We start from the raw sequence: 17312 nt of genomic DNA on the forward strand, positions 1-17312 counted from the left end.
GGCCAATGCGCGTCGGCGTCCGGGCCTCGGCCGGCCGCGTGGCGGCCGAGGTCCGGCGGGCTGTCGTCGTGTCAGGCCAGGAGTTCGGCGATCTGGACCGCGTTGAGGGCCGCGCCCTTGCGGAGGTTGTCGTTCGAGACGAAGAAGGCCAGGCCGTTGTCGGCCGTCTCGTCGGCGCGTAGCCGGCCCACGTAGGACGGGTCCTGGCCCGCTGCCTTCAGTGGCGTCGGCACGTCGTCGATCGTCACGCCCGGTGCGGCGGCCAGCAGCTCCGCCGCTCGGGCCGGGCTCAGCGGGGCCGCGAAGCGGGCGTTGACCTGCATCGAGTGGCCGGTGAAGACGGGCACCCGGACGCAGGTGCCGGAGACGCGTAGGCCCGGGATTTCGAGGATCTTGCGGCTCTCGTTGCGGAGCTTCTGCTCCTCCTCGGTCTCGAAGGAGCCGTCGTCGACCAGGGCGCCGGCCAGCGGGAGCACGTTGAACGCGATCGGCTCGGCGAACTGCCGCGGCTGCGGGAACTCGACCGCGGCGCCGTCGTGGGTCAGCTCCGTGGCCCGCTCGGCGACCTTGCGGACCTGCTCGTCGAGCTCGGCGACGCCGGAGAGCCCGGCGCCGGAGACCGCCTGGTAGGTCGCGACCACCATGGCGACCAGGCCGGCCTCGGCGTGCAGCGGGCGGAGCACCGGCATGATCGCCATCGTGGTGCAGTTGGGGTTGGCGATGATGCCCAGCGGACGATCGGCCATCGCGTGCGGGTTGACCTCGGAGACCACCAGCGGGACCCGCGGGTCCATCCGCCAGGCCGACGAGTTGTCGATCACCACGGCGCCGGCCTCGGCGACCTTGGGGGCCAGCGTCTTGGACGCGCCCTTGCCGGCCGAGAACAGCACGACGTCGAGACCCCGGTAGTCGGCGGTGTCGGCGTCCTCGACGGTGATCTCGGTGCCCTGCCACGGCAGGGTCCGCCCGGCCGAGCGCGCGCTGGCGAACAGCCGCAGCTCCTCGACCGGGAAGGCGCGCTCCGCCAGGATTCGCCGCATGACGCTGCCGACCTGGCCGGTGGCACCCATGATTCCGATCCTCATGAACGCGAGGTTACCGACCCCGGGCCTGCCGGCCGACCGAGATTCCCACCCTGTGGGGCGGCTATCACCTCCGGCCCACCACGACGGTGGCGTCCAGGTCCTCGTCGGCGACCACGGTGGGCGTCAGGCCGGCCCCGGTCAGCGCCGCCCGCGCCGCCTCGACCTGGTCGACGCCGATCTCGCTGAACAGCGTGCCCCCGGGGCGCAGCCACACGGGCGCCTGGGCGGCCACCCGGCGCAACACGTCGAGCCCGTCGGCACCACCGTCCAGGGCCCGCAGCGGCTCGTGCTCACGGGCCTCGGGAGGCAACAGTTCAACCGCCCCACTGGGTACGTACGGCACGTTGGCCACGAGCACGTCCACGCGCCCCCGCAGTTCGCCCGGCAACGGCGCGAACAGGTCGCCGGGGTAGACCCGCCCGCCGTACGGCGCCAGGTTGCGCTTGGCCACCGCCACGGCGGCAGGCTCGATGTCGGCGGCGTACACGTCGAGACCGTCCACCCGGTCGGCGACGGCCGCCGCGATCGCGCCCGAGCCGCAGGCCAGGTCGACGAGCACCGCGGGGCCGGTGATCTCCGCCGCCGCGAGCCGGACCAGGAGCTCGGTGCGGTGCCGGGGCACGAACACGCCGGGCGCGACCGCGACCCGCAGCCCGCAGAACTCGGCCCAGCCCAGCACGTGCTCCAGCGGGACGCCCCGGACCCGCTCGGCGACCATCTCGTCGAGCCGGGCGGCACTGGGCGCGGAGTCGACCAGCAGCCGGGCCTCGTCCTCGGCGAACACACACCCGGCCGCCCGCAGCCGCTCGACGATCTTCTCCGGAGTCACCGAGGGTTTATACCTCCGGCTCGGGAGCCAGGCGACGCAATACCTCGGCGAAGTCGATCGGCGGGTGCCCGGCGATCCGCTCGACGCGGTCGGACACCTCTGCCAGGTCGCCGTGGGCGATGGCGGTGTAGGTGCTGACCCACCCGTCGACCTGCCAGGCGGGCGCGCCGTAGTGGGCCCGCGACGCGTACGCCTCCTGGAGGGTCTCCTGCTCGTAGCGGTAGGGCCGGTTGAGCACCGCCGTCATCGTGGCGGCCGCTTCCTCCAGCGTGATCGCGAACGGCCCCGTCAGGTCGTAGGTCTGCCCGGCGTGCCGCCCCGGCTCGCCGAGCACCGCGACGGCCACGTCGGCGACGTCGTCCCGGGCGACCGCGGCCACCCGCCCCTCGCCGGCGGGGCCGCGGATGACCCCGTCGACCGCCAGGCTCGGCAGGAAGTCGAGGTAGAGGTTGTCGCGCAGGATCGTGTGCGACAGGCCGCTGGCGTGCAGGTGCTGCTCGGTCGCGTAGTGGTGGTGGGCCAGGGTGAACGTCGAGTCCGGTGCCGCGCTGACGAACGACGTGTAGACCAGGTGCTTCACGCCCGCCGCGATGGCCGCGTCGACGAAGGTGAGGTGCCTCGTCACCCGGTCGGCCTCCTCGGCCGCCGACACCATGAACACCGTGTCCACACCGGACAGTGCCGCCCGGAGGGCGTCGGCGTCGCCGTAGTCGGCCACCGCGGCGGTCGCGCCCGGCAGCTTCGGCGCCCTGTCGGCGGCGCGGACCAGCAGCCGTTGCGGAACGCCCGCGTCGGCCAGCCGCCGCGCGACCCGCCCGCCCAGCTCGCCCGTCGACCCCGTCACGGCGAGGACGCCGGGGCCCGGCGCGTGGCTGCGCCCGGCCTCCCGGGCCGGCGTGGTGCTCATTTCGGTGGGAGCGTGCGCGCGTACGCGACGCCCCGCTCGACCCAGGCGCGCAGATCTTTCTCGTCGGCCAGCCCGTCCGTGCCGACCACCACCCAACCGGCCGGCCGGCGCCCGCCACCCATCTCGAACGGCGTCACGTGCGGCTTGCCCAGCGCCGCGTCGGTGGCGTCGCGGCCGACCCGCACCAGCAGGCCGTCGCCGCGGACGCCGCAGGCCATGTTGCCGCCCACCATGAAGATCAGACTGCCGAACATCCGGCGCTCGTCGACGTCGGGGCCGCCACCGACCAGCTCCCGGACCTGCGCGACCAGGTGATCATCAACTGCCATCATCCGATCGTGCCACGCACCCGCGTGGCGGTCAGGCCGGAACGGAATCGGCCCCCGGATCGTCAGAACGGGTATGCGACGTTCGACCTGGGCCTTCGTGGCCGCCGCGCCCCTCCTGCTGCTCGCCTCGGCCTGTGGCACCCAGCCCGCCGCCGACGCCGCGCCGCCCAACCGCCCCGCGGCCGACGCGCTCGGTGCCGACGAGGTGGCGCTGCGGGTCGTCCACACCGGCGGCTTCGTGACGCCGCAGTCGATCCCGGCCCGGGTGCCCGCACTGTCGATCTACGGCGACGGCCGGGTGATCACCCAGGGCCCGGTCCCGGCCATCTATCCCGGTCCCGCGCTGCCCAACCTGCAGCAGTCCCGGATCTCCGCCGAAGACGTCGACGCGCTGGTGAAGCGCGCGCTCGACGCCGGTGTCGGCGCGGGCACAGACCTGGGCCAGCCCGGTGTCGCCGACGCGTCCACGACCCGGTTCCTGGTGACGACGGGCGCGGGGGTGCGCACGACGGACGCGTACGCGCTGGAGCTGCCCGACCACGGCGGCCTGCTCACCGCGCCGCAGAAGGCCGCCCGCAAGGAGCTCTCCGACCTGCTGGCCGCCCTGCAGGACCTGCCGACGACGCTCGGTGCCGGCGCGGTCAGGGACGAGGGCGCCTACCCGACCAAGGCGGTCGCGGGCATCGCCACTCCCTACGTCGCGCCGGAGAACGTCGCCGAGCTGGGCGGCCCGCCGGCGCCGGTCGACTGGCCGGGCCCGGCGCTGCCCGGCGACCGCCTCAACCCCACCGTCGACGTCGGCTGCGTGACCGCGACCGGTGCCGAGGCGACGGCGGTGCTCACCGCGGCCGGCACGGCCAACGCGATGACCCCGTGGGTGTCGGGCGGCAAGCAGTGGTCGGTGCTGCTACGACCGTTGCTGCCCGACGAGAGCGGCTGCGCGGACCTGGCGAAACAGTCATAGGCGTACGCGGCCTGCGATCCTAGCCGTTGATAAAGTGTCGAACGTGGACTTTCTGGACGCGATCAAGGCCGCCACCCGCGAGGTGGGCCAGCAGAACCTGCCCGAGGGCCCGGCCCGGTCGGTGGTCCTGCGGCGCAGCTTCCCCGCGCCGGCGGACGACGTCTGGGACGCGCTGACCGATCCCGACCGGATCGGCCGTTGGTTCCTCCCGGTCAGCGGCGACCTCACGGTCGGGGGGCTCTACCAGATCGAGGGCAACGCGGGCGGCCGGATCCTGCGCTGCGAGCGGCCGACCGAGCTGGTGGTCACCTGGATCTTCGGTGCCGACATCGCGACGACGACCGGCAGCGAGGTGCACCTGACCCTGTCGCCGGAGCCCGACGGCGGCACCGAGTTGCTGCTGCGGCACATCGCGGTGGTCGACCCGGCGCTCTGGGCGCAATATGGCCCAGGTGCCACCGGCGTCGGCTGGGACCTGTCGTTCCTGGGCCTCGGCCTGCACCTGGCCGGCGGCTCGCTCGACGAGGCCGAAGGGTGGGAGGAGTCGGCGGAGGCCCGGGCGTGCATGGTCGCCAGCGCGGAGAGCTGGGGCGCCGCGCAACTCGCCGACGGCGCCACGCCCGACGAGGTCACCGCGGCGGTCGCCAACACGATCGCCTTCTACGCCCCGGAAGACTGAGCGAGACGGGGCCTAGTCGGGAGTCGGGCGGGGGATGCGGGCGTCGACCACGGGGGCGAGCCGGGTCGCGACCTCGCAGGCCCGTTCGCCCAGCGGCAGTCGCTCGACCGTGAGGCCCACCTGGACGGCGCGGTCGGGGCGCACGGCGAAGAGGCGCTCGCAGGTGGCCTCGCCGAGCCGGGTGCCCTCGCGCTGCAGCACGCCGTCGGGGGCCGCGGCGAACGGTGACATCCGGCCCGCGGTGAACAGGCCGCGCCCTTCCACCTCCTCCAGCGCCTGCTCGGCCACCTCGAGCGAGGCGGGCAGGAAGCTGACCGAGACGCTGTCGACGTACGCGCCGGCGCCGTCCCGCGGCTGGGCCTCGCGGTAGAGGCACATCGTCGTCTCCGCACCACCCGCGAGACCCGGTGCGGACGTCAGCGCGCCCGGGCCGAGGCCGAGGCTCTCCCGTTCGGCGTCGCGGAGGAACTCGCACGGGCTCGCCAGGCTGGCGAGGTCGGGCGGTGGTGGCGGCTCGCGCCGCGGCGACGAACACCCGGCCAGCGCCAGCAGGACGCAGCAGGACATCGACATCCATCTCCGCATGGCTCAACTGTAGCCACGCGGGAGCCGGACCCGGGGGCGCGCGTCAGGCCGCGGTGGCCCCGAACGGAGGGCGGTCGTCCCGTGCGTCGGACCAGACTCCGCTGTGGTCGATGCGCCGCTGCGCCTCGCCGAGGTCGATGTCGTAGAGGTCGCACAACGCGCGGGCGGACGGCAGCATCTGCAGGCCGCCGTCGCGGAGCCGGCGCAGCACCGCGGTTTCGTCGGCGCCGTCACGGATCTCGGCGGAGGCCTGCTGGACGAGGTCGGCATAGCCGGTAGGGAGCGGCATGAGCGCAGTATCCCCCGATAGGGTGGCGCGGCTGTACCCCGTACCTCTGAATCGATCTTTTGGAATTGATCCTTCGGATGGTGTAACTGGACTGGTACGGCCGGTAAGGTGTCGGGCGTTGACATGAGGCGTCGCGACGGCGCATCGCATGGGAGGTCGTGAAGTGCCGGTCACTGGCCAGCGGGTGGTTCGGCGTGCCCTGGGGCGACGGCTGACCAAACTGCGTGTCGCCAACGGCAAGTCACGACGCGAGGTCGCCGAGGCCAAGCTCGGCATCTCGGAGCCGACGCTGCACCGCATCGAGACGGGCAAGGTCCCGGTCACCGGTGCCAACGTGCGCGCGCTGTGCTGGCTCTACGGCGCCGACCAGAGCGTCACGGACGCGCTCGCCGAGCTCGCCCTCGGCACGTCGCGCGAGGAGTGGTGGGACGGCAGCCCGGTCATCCCCGACTGGTTCAAGCTCTACGTCGGCCTCGAGGCCAGCGCGTCGAAGATCTGCACCTACGACGGCGAGATCATCCCGGGTGAGTTGCAGACCGAGCAGTACGCCGTGGCGGTGTTCGGCGCCGAGCAGCCGCGCGACGACGAGGCCGTGCACCGGCACGTGAAGCTACGGATGCAGCGCCAGCGCGCGCTGCTGGCCCGGGCGCCGCGGCTCGTGACCGTGCTGGGCGAGGGCGCGCTGACCCGGCCGGTCGGCGGCAAGACCGTCCTCGACGGGCAGATCGAGCACCTGCGCCGCACGGCCAAGCGCGACAACGTCGAGATCCGGGTGCTGCCGTTCACGGTCGGCGCGCACGCCGCGATGGCCGGCGCGTTCCGCATCCTCGACTTCGACGACCCCGACGATCCCGACGTGGTCTATCTCGAGTCCCACGTGGGCGCCCTCTATCTCGAAGAGGAACACGAGGTGGCCGAATACCGCCGCGTCTTCGACCTCGTGATGAAGGCATCGGTCGCGCTCGAGAACTTCTAACCCCTGGGGCGACATCAGGGGTCCACTCGTGCATAGTGGACCTTGACAGTTGTCGACCTTGAACCCTGGGGAGGGCTCGTGGCTGGTGTCGCGAACGACAAGCCGGCGACCGCGGCGCGCATCTACGACTACCACCTCGGTGGCACGCACAACTTCCCGGCCGACCGCGCCGCGGCGCAGGCGATCACCGAGATGTTCCCGTTCGTGCCGCTGCTGGCCCGCAACAACCGGGCGTTCCTGGGCCGGGCCGTGCGCTACCTGGCGAGCCAGGGCATCACGCAATTCATCGACGTCGGCTCCGGCATCCCGACCGAGGGCAACGTCCACGAGATCGCCCAGGAGATCGTCTCCGAGGCCCGCGTCGTCTACGTCGACATCGACCCGATCGCCGTCTCGGAGAGCCTGGACCTGTTGGCCGGCAACGACAACGCGACCGCGATCCGGGCCGACCTGCGGGACCCGCAGGCCATTCTCGACAACGCCCAGCTCCGGAAGATCATCGACTTCGACCAGCCGGTCGGGCTGCTGATGGTGGCGGTGCTGCACTTCGTCGCCGACGACGCCGACGCGAGCCGCTCGGTGACCGAGTTGCTGCGGCCGCTGGTGCCCGGCAGCCACCTCGTCATCTCGCACGGCTCCGCCGAGGGCATGCAGCGCGACCTGACCAACCTCGACAGTGCGCAGGACGTCTACAAGCGCGACACGGCCACGCCGTTCGTGCTGCGCGACCGCGCTCAGGTGGGTTCCTACTTCGAGGGTCTCGACCTGGTCGAGCCCGGCGTCGTCTGGCTGCCCGAGTGGCGTCCGGCCGCCGGCGACCCGCAGGACTTCACCGACCGGCCGACCGAGAGCGGTGGCCTCTGCGCCGTGGGCGTGGTGCGTTAGGGCCTGTCCTGCCGATCAACGCGGCCTGCGACGGGCCCAGCCGCCGCCTGGCGGCGTCCCGGGATCACCGAGATACAACACCGGTATCCCGGCAATCCCGGGCCACCACCAGACGACGCCTGGACTCCGTCTCGGCTCACGCTGATCGGCAGGACAGGCCCTTGTCGCTCGAAACGTTCGCGCCGGGCCGGTTTCCACCGGCCCGGCGCTTTGTCTTTGTGGGGCTGCTCAGTCGGTCAGGAGGCCGTCGAACTCACCGCGCTTGGCTCCGAAGAGGAACGAGTCCCATTCCTCGGTGGTGAACCGCACCAGGCCACCTGAGCGGTTCTTGCTGTTGCGCACCTCGATCCAACCGTCGTCGTGGCGGCGCGCTTCCACGCAGCTGCCACCGTTGCCCGTCGAGCGGCTGGACATGATCCATCCCGTGCTGTCCGGCATGGGGTTGTCCCTTCTGGTCATGTGACGTGGAAACTGGCGCCAGCCATGGTTTCCGGCGAACCGAACACATCGGACACCCGCCCGGCCAGAATCCAAAAGTTGCTCTCGGTAGTCGAAGATCGGCACCGTGTGCCTATTTCGAGCTTCCATGGCAGCACTTGCTCCTGGTAGAGACCGATATTGGGCGTACGGCCTGCGGCTTGCTTCTTTCACCATGAAACCGTGGCGTACATAGCGTAACTGAAACTCGCGCCGATGGATGACCTCAGGATGCCAAAGATCGCCGTGAAATCTTGCACGCCGATCAGCTGGCTGCGATGCTCATCCACACAACCCCTCCCGCGAGCCCCCCAAGCACAGAACCGCGACGGAGATGATCCACATGGCCGCGCCGCTGCTCGATCCCTACCTCCGCACGGAACCCGCGACTGTCCCGAACGCCGGCTTCCAGCCGGGCAGCTGGGTCTGGGTGCACACATTGGGCAGTTGGCGACCCGGGATCGTGCTGCACTCCTCGCCGCACGCGGCGACCGTCCGCTACCGGCCGGCCCAGGGGCGCGGCACCAGCGTCGACACCGTGACGACCCACTCGCTGGCCGCGCGCAAGGACGAGGACCCGCTCCTCGACGCCGCGCCGCTCGGCGCCCCGCACTGACCACACCTTCGTCCACAATGGATTAGATGCGCCGGGGCGCGCGAAGGTTGCCTCAACGGGGAAGATTTTCTCAGTGTCCGTCCTGCTCATGGGTGTCATCGGGTCCACCGCCTACGGCCTGGCGGGCCCGCACTCCGACGTCGACCGGCTGGGCGTCTTCGCGGTGCCGACGGCCGAGCTGCACGGCCTCGAGCGGCCCGCCGAGAGCACGGTGAGCCACGAGCCCGACGTGACGCTGCACGAGGCGGCCAAGTTCTGCCGGCTGGCGCTGGCCGGCAACCCGACCGTCACCGAGCTGCTCTGGCTGCCGGACCGCCTCTACGAGACGCGCGCGCCGCTGGGCGACGAGCTGATCGCCCTGCGCCACGCCTTCCTCTCCGCCCGGCGCGTCCGCGAGGCCTACCTCGGCTACGCGACCAAACAGTTCCGCCTGCTGGCCAACCGCACCGGCGACTACGACCCCCGCGTTGCCAAGCACGCCCGGCACCTGATGCGCCTGTGCCACCAGGGGCTGCACACCTACCGCACCGGCGAGGTCCGGGTCGAGCTCGACGATCCGCGCGCCTTCCGCGACTTCGGCGAGCGGGTCGCGGCGGGCGACCTCGACGTCGCCCGGTCGATGCTGGCCGAGCACGAGGCCGCGTTCGCCGCCACCGTCACGCCGTTGCCCGAGTCGCCGGACGTGCCACCGGTCGAGGCCTGGCTGCGCCGCGTCCGGCACGCCTTCTACGAGCCGGGCGTGACCAGCCCCGTCTCGTAGGCCAGCACCACCGCCTGCGCGCGGTCGCGCAGCCCCAGCTTGGCGAAGATCCGGGCGACGTGCGTCTTCACCGTGGCCTCGCTGAGCGTCAGCGCCGCGGCGAGCTCGGTGTTGGACAGGCCGCGCCCGAGCAGCGTCAACACCTCGTGCTCGCGCGGGGTCAGCGCCGTCAGGTCCTGGTGCACGGCCGGCGCCTCCCGCCGCGCGTACCGCTGCACCAGCCGTCTGGTGATCGACGGCGCGAGCAGCGCGTCACCGGTGTCGACCAGGCGCACCGCGGCCGCGAGATGGTCGGCCGTCACGTCCTTGAGCAGGAAGCCGCTCGCCCCGATCGACAGCGCGGCGTAGACGTACCGGTCGAGGTCGAACGTGGTCAGCATGAGCACGCGGCAGGTCTCACCGCTGTCCACGATGTGGCGGGTCGCGTCCAGGCCGTTCATCGTCGGCATCCGGATGTCCATCAGCACCACGTCCGGCCGCAGCCGCCGGGTCGCCGCCACCGCCTCGGCGCCGTCGCCGGCCTCGCCGACCACGTCGATGCCGCGCGCCGTCAGGATCAGCCGGAAGCCGGTGCGGATCAGCTCCTGGTCGTCCGCGATCAGCACCCTCGGCCGGCCGGTCATGGGTGGTCCACCGGGATCCGGGCCCGCACCCGGTAGCCGCCGCCGAGCCTGCGCCGCGCGTCCAGGTCGCCGCCGTAGACCGCGACCCGCTGCCGCAGGCCGACCAGACCTCGGCCGGTGCCCTCGGTCTTCGGCGGCGGCCCGCCGGTCAGCACGCTCGGGCCGGTGGTGAGCACCTCGACGCGCAGCGACCGGTCCGCGTACCGGACGGTGACCTCGGCCTTGCCGCCCGCGCCGTGCTTGAGCGCGTTGGTCAGGGCCTCCTGGACGATCCGGTACGCGGTGACGTCGACGCCCGGCGGCAGCGGCCGTGGGTCGCCCGCGATCCGCACCTCCACCGGCAGGCCGGCGAACGCGATCCGGTCGACGAGCGGGCTGAGCCGGCGCAGGCTCGGTTGCGGGGCGTCCGCGTCGTCCCCCTCGCAGCCGCCATCGCCGGTGCCGGTGCCGGTGCCGGTGCCGTCCGCGGCCGGGGCCAGCAGGCCGAGCAGGTGCCGGAGCTCCGTCATCGTGTGCCGGCCAGCGGCCTCCACAGCGGACAGCGCCTTCGCGGCGTCGTCGGGGAGCGTCGTGAGCACCTCGCGGGCCGCGGTCGCCTGCACGATCATCAGGCTCACGTTGTGGCTGACGATGTCGTGCAGCTCGCGGGCGATCCGGGCGCGCTCCTCCTCGACGGCGGTGCGGGCGGCGGTCTCCCGCTCGCGCTCGAGCAGCCAGCCCCGCTCGTGCAGCGCCTCGCGGTGCCGGCCGCGGGCGCGCAGCCAGGCGATCCCCAGGCCCACCGCGACGGTTGTCGCGACGGCAGCGACCAGCCAACCCACGCTCCTACGATCGCAGACCCGGCGCCGGTGCGCGTCACCCGCGAGGTCCAGCCCCCTACATCCCGGGGATGACCGGGGCACCGGGTTGCATCCCGCGGCCGACGCCGTCGTGCGCCGGCGGTGGCTAGCTTGCTCGCATGACCACAGTCGTGCGGCTCGACAACGTCCGCAAAGAGTACGGCGACACGACCGCGCTGGCCGGAGTCTCGCTGGAGGTCCGGTCCGGCGAGGCCGTGGCGGTGATGGGGCCCTCCGGGTGCGGCAAGTCCACGCTGCTCAACATGATCGCGGGCCTGGACCGGCCGACGTCCGGCTCGGTACACGTGCACGACGAGGACCTCGGCCGCCTCAACGAGACGAAGCTGGCGCTGTTCCGCCGCCACCGGATCGGCATGATCTTCCAGTTCTTCAACCTGCTCGACGACCTGCCGGCACTCGACAACGTGGCGCTGGCCGCCCAGCTCACCGGCAGCCGCGTCGACACCGCCCGGCAGCGGGCGCTGGAACTGCTCGACGAGCTCGGCATCGCCGACCGCCGCAACGTCTACCCGGCCGCGCTCAGCGGCGGCGAGCGGCAGCGGGTCGCGGTGGCCCGGGCGCTGATGAACCGGCCGGGGCTGCTGCTCGCCGACGAGCCGACCGGGGCGCTGGACAGCCGCGCCGGCGAACAGGTGATGGACCTGCTGCTGGACCTCAACCAGATCGGCCAGACGCTGGTCATCGTCACCCACGACGAACGCCTCGCCACCCGGTGCGCGAGCCGCGTCGTGTCCCTCGCCGACGGCCGCGTGGCCGGCGAACGCGCATTGGAACGGGCATGAGCGAGCGAAGCGAGCGCGGCCGGCTCAGTCGCGGGCGCTCCTGCTCCGCCGACCGAAGGGAGGCGGCGGCATGAGCGCGGTGTGGCGGGCGGCGCGGGCGGGGGTGCGGCGCCGGCGGGTGCAGACGTTCGTGATCGGGTTGGTCGTGCTGTTGTCGACCACGACGATCGTGGTCGCGTTGGCGTTGCTGGCGGCCACGTCCGCGCCGTTCGAGCGGTCCTTCGCCCGACAGGCCGGGCCGCACGCGATCGCGGTGTTCGACCCGGCGGTCGTGTCGCCGGACCAGTGGGCCGGCCTGGCTTCGCCGGGTGTGGCCGCGGCGGCGGGGCCTTTCTCCGCGGTGACGCTGCAACCGGCCGAGCGGGTCGGGCCGGGGCCACGGGGCCCGGTCACCGTCGTCGGCCGGGCCGACCCCGGCGGGCCGGTGGACCGGCTCGACCTGTGGCAGGGACGCTGGCCCGCCGCGCCGGGGGAGATCGTGCTCAACGAGCCCGTGCACGAGCTCTTCCAGGACCCCGGCACGATCACGCTGGACGGCACGGCGTACACCATCGTCGGTCGGGCCCATGCCCTTTCCGGCTCCGCGGACGCCTGGATGACGCCGGCGCAGGTCACCGCGTTGGGGCCGGACGCGGTGCAGATGCTCTACCGGTTCACCGGTGACGTGTCGACCACGACGGCCGTCGAGGCGCGGCTGGCCGACGCCACGGCCGGGCTGCCCACCGGTGCGCTGGAGGCCGCGCAGCCGTACCAGGTGGTCCGCGACCGGATCGCCGCCGACGTCGCGGTGTACGTGCCGTTCCTCGGCTCGTTCGGCGTACTCGGCCTCGTGGTCGGGATCGTGATCGTCGGCAACGTCGTCAGCGGCGCGGTCGTCTCCGGCTACCGGCACATCGGCATCCTCAAGGCGCTCGGCTTCACGCCGCGCCAGGTCGTCGCCGTCTACCTGCTGATGGTGTCGGTGCCGGCGGCCGTGGGCTGCCTCCTCGGCACCGCCGCGGGCTCGTTCGCGGCGCAACCGCTGCTGCGCGACGGGTTCCAGGGGATGGGGCTCGACCCGGGCGTCGGCGTCGACGTGTGGAGCCTGCTGGCCGGCCTGGTCGGGGTGCCCGCCACCGTCGTACTCGCCGCGCTCGTGCCCGCGCTCCGGGCGCACCGCCTGTCGGCGGCCGAGGCGATCAGCGCCGGCAGCGCACCCCGGCTCGGCCGCGCGACCCGCGTGCAGCACCGGCTCGCCGGCCTGCGCGTACCCCGTGCCGTGTCGTTGGGGTTGGGTCTGCCGTTCGCCCGGCCCGGCCGGACCGCCTTCACCGTCGTGGCCGTGCTGCTCGGCGTGACCACGGTGACGTTCGCGACCGGGCTGACGGACACGCTGGTACGGGTGTCCGCGATCGAGGAACGGTCCGACGGGCAGGTCGCGGTGCAGCCGTCCAACGGGCTGATCCGGCTCACGCCCGACGGTGTGCCCCCGCCCGCCGGCCCGCCGGTCACCACCAGCCGTACCGACGCCGAGGTCTCGGACCTGCTGCGCGGCCTGCCGTCCGCGGCCCGGGTGGCGGCCCTCTACCGCCTGCCGGTGACCGCGGTCGGGCAGACCGAGGCGCTGGACGTCAACTTCATGCGCGGCGACTACGCGACGATGGGCCTGGCGGACGAGTTGACCGCGGGCCGGTGGATGGCGGGGCCGGGGGAGACGGTCGTGCCGTCGGAGTTGATGCGGGAACGTGGGCTGGCCCTTGGCGACCGGATCACCCTGCGGCTCGGCGGCGCCCAACGGGACCTGACCGTGGTCGGCACGCTGATGGACGGGCCGAACGGGCCACCCGGCATCCTCGCCGACTGGGCGGTGCTCGACGGTCTCGACCCGGGTCGGGTGGTGCCGCCGCACGAGGTCCGCTACCAGGTCCAACTCGTGGACGGCGGTGACGTCGCGGCCTACGTGCGGGCCGTCCAGGCGGCCGACCCCGGGCTCGACGCGTGGGACACCGCGCAGGTCAGCGACATGCTGCTGACGCTGGTCGGGTTCTCCTCGACGCTGGCGCTGCTGCTGTCGGCCGTCGCGGCGCTGGGCGTCTTCAACACGGTCATGCTCAACGTCCGGGAACGGCGGCGGGACCTCGGCACGCTCAAGTCGATCGGCATGACGCCACGCCAGGTCGTCACGATGGTGCTGGCGTCGACACTCGTCGTCGGCGTGGCCGGCGGGGTGCTCGGCATCCCGCTCGGGATGCTCGCCCACCGCGTCATCATGCCGGCGACCGCCGGGGCCAGCCAGGTGGCGCTGCCGGCCGCGGTGCTCTCGGTGTGGCAGCTACCGACGCTGGTGTTGCTCGCCCTGGCCGGCGTCGTGATCGCGCTGCTCGGGGCGCTGGTCCCGGCCCGCGGCGCGGCCCGCCTCACGATCGCGTCGGTGCTCCACAATGAATGATCTTTTAATTCCGTTGCCCGAGGCGGGAATGCGGCCTACCTTTGATACAGACGACGACGAGCAAGGAGACCCGGAGATGTTGCGGCAGACGGATTCGCGAGCGCAGTGGCTCATGCCATGCGGTTGTGCCGCCCTGCCGAATCCCGGGCGGACTCCTGTCGGCGATGAGCCGAAGCACGCGGAACGGTGGCTGACATAGCTGTTGCTTTCACAGCAGCGCTGACGCCGCCCACCCGCACAGGATGGGCGGCGTTTTCTTTTACCCATAGGGGCGTGGCGCAACTGGTAGCGCACCGGCCTCCAAATCCGGTGGTTGCAGGTTCGAGTCCTGTCGCCCCTGCTTTTCCTGCCCTTTTCCGGGCGGGGGTCGTGCTTTGAGAACTCCACAGTGGATGGCATTTTCGCCCGGGGCCGCGTCGTCACGCGGCCTCGGGCATCGGGAACGACCGGCTCGGTGACCGGGCCTGCCTTGGGAGCAGGAAGTGCGGGGTTCGACTCCCCGGTTCCCGACGTTGTTTGAATGGGCCGTCGGAGCAGCGGAACGCTCACCTGACCCTCACTCAGGAGATCGCCGGTTCGATCCCGGCACGGCCTACGCGATATGCCATGCGGTCGTGGTGAACTCGGCGGACACGTCGGTCTTCCAAACCGAAGAAGCGGGGTCGGTGCCCGCCGACCGCTCGTGTCGCCGAGGTGACCCAATCGGCAGAGGTGCCCGGCTCAAATCCGGGATGTCGCGGGTTCGAGTCCCGCCCTCGGCACGCTGTTTCTTCGAAAGCTCGCACGCGGATGTGGCGCAGTTGGTAGCGCGGCACCTTGCCAGGGTGCAGGTCGCCGGTTCGAATCCGGTCATCCGCTCCAGACCACCGTTTCGACATATGGAAGGAGGATCCGGTGGACGTCCTGGTCATCAACGCCGACCTCGGCCCGCTCCACCGGGTCAGTCTGCGGCACGCCGTGCGGATGCTCGTGCGGCAGGTCGCCGAGGTGCACGAGTCGCGGCCCGACGGGCTGATCGGCGTCTACCCGGTGCCGACCGTCGTGCGGCTCGTGAAGTACGTGGTCACGAAGTGGCGCTACACCGCCGTACCCGGATGGTCGCGGTCCGGGGTGTTGATCCGTGACGGCCGGTGCTGCGGTTACTGCGGCGGCCACGCCAGCACGGTCGACCACGTCCTGCCGCGCTCCCGCGGCGGCCGCAACACCTGGACCAACACGATTGCGGCCTGCGACGGCTGCAACCAGCGCAAGGGTGACCGCACCCCGGCCGAGGCCGGCATGGTCCCGCGGCACGAGCCGACGACCCCGTCGTGGGCGTCGCTCGCCCGGCGCTGACCGCGGCCGGCGGGCTCCCTGCCGCCGGCCGCCCCCAATGGGAGCTGATGTAACCGGCAGCATGGTTGCCTCTGAAGCAGCTCGTGGAGGTTCGAATCCTCCGCTCCCAGCGATTCGCTCCTTGGCCGCGCCGACGTAGCTCACCAGGTAGAGCGGCGCCTTCGTAACGCGCAGGTAGGCGGTTCGAGTCCGCCCGTCGGCTCTGGCGATTTATCGGGGTGGGTGCAGGTGCACAGCGTTGCCTTGCAAGCTTCGCGTGCGCGGTTCGATACCGCGTCACTCCACGTTGGAATCTGCCCGCCTGGCCCAACTGGCAGAGGCGTCCGGTTCAGGACCGGGAGGTTGGGGGTTCGAATCCCGCCGTCACCGCGCAAGCCCTTGTAGCTCAACGGACAGAGCACCGGTCTACGAAGCCGGTGGTGGAGGTTCGATTCCTCCCGAGGGCACCCATCGGGCTGTAGCGCAGCTTGGCAGCGCACCGCGTTCGGGACGCGGGGGTCGCCGGTTCAAATCCGGCCAGCCCGACCACGCGCCGTTAGCTCAGTCTGGTAGAGCACTGGCCTCTTAAGCCACGTGTCGGGGGTTCGAATCCCTCACGGCGCACGTGCGGGATAGAGGAGCTCGGTCGTCCTCGCAGGCCTCATAAGCCTGAGATCGCGGGTTCGAATCCCGCTCCCGCTTCCATTCTCCCGTAGCTCAACGGCGGAGCAGGCGACTGTTGATCGCAAGGATGCTGGTTCGAATCCAGCCGGGAGAGCGTACGCCCGCGTAGCTCAGTGGAAGAGCACTGCTTTCACACAGCAGGGGTCCCTGGTTCGAGCCCAGGCGCGGGCACGGTGATCGTGGTGTACGGGTGTGCACGCCGGATTGTGGATCCGGAGGGCGGTGGGTTCGAGTCCCCGCGGTCACCCCATAAGCGCGCTCGGCGCACCCTCGTAGCTCAGCGGAAGAGCGCGGCCCTCCGAAGGCCGAGGTCACTGGTTCGAATCCAGTCGGGGGTACGGGCACCGCGCAGGCGGGCGTTGGCTGCCCAGCCGCTGCTCATAACGGCGGTCCGCCCGGTTCGACACCGGGGCCTGCGACGAGCCCCCGTCTCGGGGGCCCCTGGTCTGGCCGCGTCGCCGGTGCGGCGGTCGGTCTGCAAAACCGGATCCCCCAAAAGGGGCTGGGGTTCGACTCCCCGCCAGGCCTCGACATGCCATCCACCGTGGGGGAGGCCCGGACCCGGCCGTGGGCCGGTCGGGCCGTGGTGGTGCGCTCGGCAGGATTCGAACCTGCGACCCTGGGCTTAGAAGACCCCTGCTCTATCCACTGAGCTACGAGCGCCGGGCGGGGCGTCGCGCCCTGTGTCGGTGAAATTGACGGACAGCCAGGGCGTGACGATCTCGCCTGCACATATTAGGTTTCCACGCGTGCAGGTGACGAGCACCCGCTTTATGCCTCTCCTGGTGTCGACCGCCGATCGGACGGTCGACGAGGGGCACGTGCTCGACGAGTTCACGGACCGTATCGCGATCGCGTACTCGTTCGGTCCTCCGTTCGGGGAAAGATTGGTCAGCTGGTCGGATCTCGAGCGGTTGGCCATCAACCGTCGCACACTGCGCCGCGTGGCGATCGACCACCTCTACGACAACCTGCGGCGGGCCCAGATCCACGGCCGCCCACCTGCGCTGATGCTGTCGTTCGAGGGGCTCGAGTCCAGCGTGCTGCTGGCGGAGGCGTTCTGGGACGAGCTGGCGCCGCGCGTACCCGGGGAGCTTGTCGTCGGGGTGCCCGCGCGGGATGTCGTGATTATCACTGGCAGCGAGTCGCCGCCCGGGCTGTCCAAGGCCCGGCGGGCGGTCGAACGCGTGTTCATGGCCGGCGACCGGCACCCGCTCAGCCGGGATCTGCTGGTCTGGCG

Annotated in this window: 18 protein-coding genes, 18 tRNA genes and 1 pseudogene; 27 read left to right on the forward strand and 10 right to left on the reverse strand. The window is 72.0% G+C overall.

Annotated features, from left to right (window positions below):
- Positions 1-71: 71 nt before the first annotated feature.
- The 4 genes from Asi02nite_RS02000 to Asi02nite_RS02015 form a co-directional block, all read right to left on the reverse strand.
- A complete protein-coding gene (locus Asi02nite_RS02000; protein ID WP_203710378.1) occupies positions 72-1085 on the reverse strand; it encodes an aspartate-semialdehyde dehydrogenase in 1014 nt (337 codons plus the stop codon).
- A gap of 64 nt (positions 1086-1149) precedes the next feature.
- Positions 1150-1914: a putative protein N(5)-glutamine methyltransferase gene (locus tag Asi02nite_RS02005; protein ID WP_203710379.1), complete on the reverse strand. Its 765-nt coding sequence runs from the start codon at positions 1912-1914 to the stop codon at positions 1150-1152.
- A gap of 7 nt (positions 1915-1921) precedes the next feature.
- Positions 1922-2821, reverse strand: coding sequence for an SDR family oxidoreductase (locus tag Asi02nite_RS02010; protein ID WP_203710380.1), 900 nt, complete (start codon positions 2819-2821; stop codon positions 1922-1924).
- A complete protein-coding gene (locus tag Asi02nite_RS02015; protein WP_203710381.1) occupies positions 2818-3150 on the reverse strand; it encodes a TfoX/Sxy family protein in 333 nt (110 codons plus the stop codon). Before Asi02nite_RS02015 ends, Asi02nite_RS02010 begins: the two co-directional genes overlap by 4 nt.
- A gap of 73 nt (positions 3151-3223) precedes the next feature.
- Here Asi02nite_RS02015 and Asi02nite_RS02020 point away from each other — a divergent pair, with 73 nt between their 5' ends.
- Positions 3224-4114 (forward strand): hypothetical protein, encoded by an 891-nt coding sequence (locus tag Asi02nite_RS02020; protein WP_203710382.1) that lies wholly within the window; start codon positions 3224-3226, stop codon positions 4112-4114.
- Positions 4115-4157: 43 nt separating this feature from the next.
- Positions 4158-4793, forward strand: a complete 636-nt coding sequence (locus Asi02nite_RS02025) for an SRPBCC domain-containing protein (protein WP_203710383.1) — start codon at positions 4158-4160, stop codon at positions 4791-4793.
- A gap of 12 nt (positions 4794-4805) precedes the next feature.
- Here Asi02nite_RS02025 and Asi02nite_RS02030 read toward each other — a convergent pair whose 3' ends face one another.
- Positions 4806-5378, reverse strand: coding sequence for a DUF3558 family protein (locus Asi02nite_RS02030; RefSeq protein ID WP_203710384.1), 573 nt, complete (start codon positions 5376-5378; stop codon positions 4806-4808).
- A gap of 43 nt (positions 5379-5421) precedes the next feature.
- A complete protein-coding gene (locus Asi02nite_RS02035) occupies positions 5422-5667 on the reverse strand; it encodes a hypothetical protein (RefSeq protein ID WP_203710385.1) in 246 nt (81 codons plus the stop codon).
- Positions 5668-5830: 163 nt separating this feature from the next.
- On the opposite strand from Asi02nite_RS02035, the gene Asi02nite_RS02040 reads away from it, so the two are divergent.
- Both Asi02nite_RS02040 and Asi02nite_RS02045 read left to right on the forward strand, forming a co-directional pair.
- A complete protein-coding gene (locus Asi02nite_RS02040) occupies positions 5831-6643 on the forward strand; it encodes a helix-turn-helix domain-containing protein (RefSeq protein WP_203710386.1) in 813 nt (270 codons plus the stop codon).
- 78 nt (positions 6644-6721) lie between these two features.
- The gene (locus Asi02nite_RS02045; RefSeq protein ID WP_203710387.1) at positions 6722-7528 is read left to right on the forward strand and encodes an SAM-dependent methyltransferase; all 807 of its coding nucleotides are present in this window, start codon (positions 6722-6724) and stop codon (positions 7526-7528) included.
- A 228-nt stretch (positions 7529-7756) separates the two neighbouring features.
- Here the strand turns inward: Asi02nite_RS02045 and Asi02nite_RS02050 are convergent, their stop codons facing one another.
- The gene (locus Asi02nite_RS02050) at positions 7757-7966 is read right to left on the reverse strand and encodes a DUF397 domain-containing protein (RefSeq protein ID WP_203710388.1); all 210 of its coding nucleotides are present in this window, start codon (positions 7964-7966) and stop codon (positions 7757-7759) included.
- Between the two features lie 382 nt (positions 7967-8348).
- Here Asi02nite_RS02050 and Asi02nite_RS02055 point away from each other — a divergent pair, with 382 nt between their 5' ends.
- Positions 8349-8621, forward strand: coding sequence for a hypothetical protein (locus tag Asi02nite_RS02055; RefSeq protein ID WP_203710389.1), 273 nt, complete (start codon positions 8349-8351; stop codon positions 8619-8621).
- Between the two features lie 73 nt (positions 8622-8694).
- Positions 8695-9381, forward strand: coding sequence for a nucleotidyltransferase domain-containing protein (locus Asi02nite_RS02060; RefSeq protein WP_203710390.1), 687 nt, complete (start codon positions 8695-8697; stop codon positions 9379-9381).
- Here the strand turns inward: Asi02nite_RS02060 and Asi02nite_RS02065 are convergent.
- Positions 9348-10004 carry a response regulator gene (locus Asi02nite_RS02065; protein WP_203710391.1) on the reverse strand — a complete coding sequence of 219 codons (657 nt, stop codon included), beginning with the start codon at positions 10002-10004 and terminating at the stop codon, positions 9348-9350. The genes Asi02nite_RS02060 and Asi02nite_RS02065 overlap by 34 nt on opposite strands.
- A complete protein-coding gene (locus Asi02nite_RS02070; protein ID WP_203710489.1) occupies positions 10001-10786 on the reverse strand; it encodes a sensor histidine kinase in 786 nt (261 codons plus the stop codon). Before Asi02nite_RS02070 ends, Asi02nite_RS02065 begins: the two co-directional genes overlap by 4 nt.
- A gap of 176 nt (positions 10787-10962) precedes the next feature.
- Here Asi02nite_RS02070 and Asi02nite_RS02075 point away from each other — a divergent pair, with 176 nt between their 5' ends.
- From Asi02nite_RS02075 to Asi02nite_RS02170, 20 genes are all read left to right on the forward strand, one after another.
- A complete protein-coding gene (locus tag Asi02nite_RS02075) occupies positions 10963-11646 on the forward strand; it encodes an ABC transporter ATP-binding protein (RefSeq protein ID WP_203710392.1) in 684 nt (227 codons plus the stop codon).
- A 70-nt stretch (positions 11647-11716) separates the two neighbouring features.
- Positions 11717-14074, forward strand: a complete 2358-nt coding sequence (locus tag Asi02nite_RS02080) for an FtsX-like permease family protein (RefSeq protein ID WP_203710393.1) — start codon at positions 11717-11719, stop codon at positions 14072-14074.
- 267 nt (positions 14075-14341) lie between these two features.
- Positions 14342-14414: transfer RNA gene (locus Asi02nite_RS02085), tRNA-Trp, on the forward strand.
- Between the two features lie 97 nt (positions 14415-14511).
- Positions 14512-14584: transfer RNA gene (locus Asi02nite_RS02090), tRNA-Pro, on the forward strand.
- 12 nt (positions 14585-14596) lie between these two features.
- Positions 14597-14669, forward strand: a tRNA-Glu gene (locus Asi02nite_RS02095).
- A 13-nt stretch (positions 14670-14682) separates the two neighbouring features.
- Positions 14683-14755, forward strand: a tRNA-Gly gene (locus Asi02nite_RS02100).
- Between the two features lie 6 nt (positions 14756-14761).
- A tRNA-Leu gene (locus Asi02nite_RS02105) sits at positions 14762-14835 on the forward strand.
- A gap of 24 nt (positions 14836-14859) precedes the next feature.
- Positions 14860-14935: transfer RNA gene (locus Asi02nite_RS02110), tRNA-Gly, on the forward strand.
- Between the two features lie 33 nt (positions 14936-14968).
- Positions 14969-15409: an HNH endonuclease gene (locus tag Asi02nite_RS02115; RefSeq protein WP_239126410.1), complete on the forward strand. Its 441-nt coding sequence runs from the start codon at positions 14969-14971 to the stop codon at positions 15407-15409.
- Between the two features lie 38 nt (positions 15410-15447).
- Positions 15448-15519 (forward strand) — tRNA-Gln (locus Asi02nite_RS02120).
- 19 nt (positions 15520-15538) lie between these two features.
- Positions 15539-15611, forward strand: a tRNA-Thr gene (locus tag Asi02nite_RS02125).
- 172 nt (positions 15612-15783) lie between these two features.
- Positions 15784-15855: transfer RNA gene (locus Asi02nite_RS02130), tRNA-Arg, on the forward strand.
- Between the two features lie 5 nt (positions 15856-15860).
- A tRNA-Pro gene (locus Asi02nite_RS02135) sits at positions 15861-15937 on the forward strand.
- A gap of 1 nt (position 15938) precedes the next feature.
- Positions 15939-16012: transfer RNA gene (locus tag Asi02nite_RS02140), tRNA-Lys, on the forward strand.
- Between the two features lie 2 nt (positions 16013-16014).
- A tRNA-Met gene (locus tag Asi02nite_RS02145) sits at positions 16015-16093 on the forward strand.
- A 1-nt stretch (position 16094) separates the two neighbouring features.
- Positions 16095-16166, forward strand: a tRNA-Asn gene (locus Asi02nite_RS02150).
- A 5-nt stretch (positions 16167-16171) separates the two neighbouring features.
- A tRNA-Val gene (locus tag Asi02nite_RS02155) sits at positions 16172-16243 on the forward strand.
- A 2-nt stretch (positions 16244-16245) separates the two neighbouring features.
- Positions 16246-16322 (forward strand) — tRNA-His (locus tag Asi02nite_RS02160).
- A 16-nt stretch (positions 16323-16338) separates the two neighbouring features.
- A tRNA-Arg gene (locus tag Asi02nite_RS02165) sits at positions 16339-16410 on the forward strand.
- 114 nt (positions 16411-16524) lie between these two features.
- A tRNA-OTHER gene (locus Asi02nite_RS02170) sits at positions 16525-16595 on the forward strand.
- Between the two features lie 64 nt (positions 16596-16659).
- Here the strand turns inward: Asi02nite_RS02170 and Asi02nite_RS02175 are convergent.
- Positions 16660-16735, reverse strand: a tRNA-Arg gene (locus Asi02nite_RS02175).
- Positions 16736-16827: 92 nt separating this feature from the next.
- Between Asi02nite_RS02175 and Asi02nite_RS42655 the strand changes: the two are divergent.
- Positions 16828-17196, forward strand: a pseudogene (locus tag Asi02nite_RS42655) (DUF1444 domain-containing protein); the annotation flags it as partial.
- Positions 17197-17312: the final 116 nt, after the last annotated feature.

The organism is Asanoa siamensis (assembly GCF_016862555.1).
GTDB classification, from domain to species: Bacteria; Actinomycetota; Actinomycetes; order Mycobacteriales; family Micromonosporaceae; genus Asanoa; species Asanoa siamensis.

Bases quoted from the DNA above. Each gene is read 5' to 3' on its own strand.
- Asi02nite_RS02050 (WP_203710388.1), bottom strand. From the start codon at position 7,966: ATGCCGGACAGCACGGGATGGATCATGTCCAGCCGCTCGACGGGCAAC.
- Asi02nite_RS02075 (WP_203710392.1), top strand. From the start codon at position 10,963: ATGACCACAGTCGTGCGGCTCGACAACGTCCGCAAAGAGTACGGCGAC.
- Asi02nite_RS02080 (WP_203710393.1), top strand. From the start codon at position 11,717: ATGAGCGCGGTGTGGCGGGCGGCGCGGGCGGGGGTGCGGCGCCGGCGG.
- Asi02nite_RS02000 (WP_203710378.1), bottom strand. From the start codon at position 1,085: ATGAGGATCGGAATCATGGGTGCCACCGGCCAGGTCGGCAGCGTCATG.
- Asi02nite_RS02030 (WP_203710384.1), bottom strand. From the start codon at position 5,378: ATGCGGAGATGGATGTCGATGTCCTGCTGCGTCCTGCTGGCGCTGGCC.
- Asi02nite_RS02035 (WP_203710385.1), bottom strand. From the start codon at position 5,667: ATGCCGCTCCCTACCGGCTATGCCGACCTCGTCCAGCAGGCCTCCGCC.
- Asi02nite_RS02010 (WP_203710380.1), bottom strand. From the start codon at position 2,821: ATGAGCACCACGCCGGCCCGGGAGGCCGGGCGCAGCCACGCGCCGGGC.
- Asi02nite_RS02055 (WP_203710389.1), top strand. From the start codon at position 8,349: ATGGCCGCGCCGCTGCTCGATCCCTACCTCCGCACGGAACCCGCGACT.
- Asi02nite_RS02065 (WP_203710391.1), bottom strand. From the start codon at position 10,004: ATGACCGGCCGGCCGAGGGTGCTGATCGCGGACGACCAGGAGCTGATC.
- Asi02nite_RS02020 (WP_203710382.1), top strand. From the start codon at position 3,224: ATGCGACGTTCGACCTGGGCCTTCGTGGCCGCCGCGCCCCTCCTGCTG.
- Asi02nite_RS02015 (WP_203710381.1), bottom strand. From the start codon at position 3,150: ATGGCAGTTGATGATCACCTGGTCGCGCAGGTCCGGGAGCTGGTCGGT.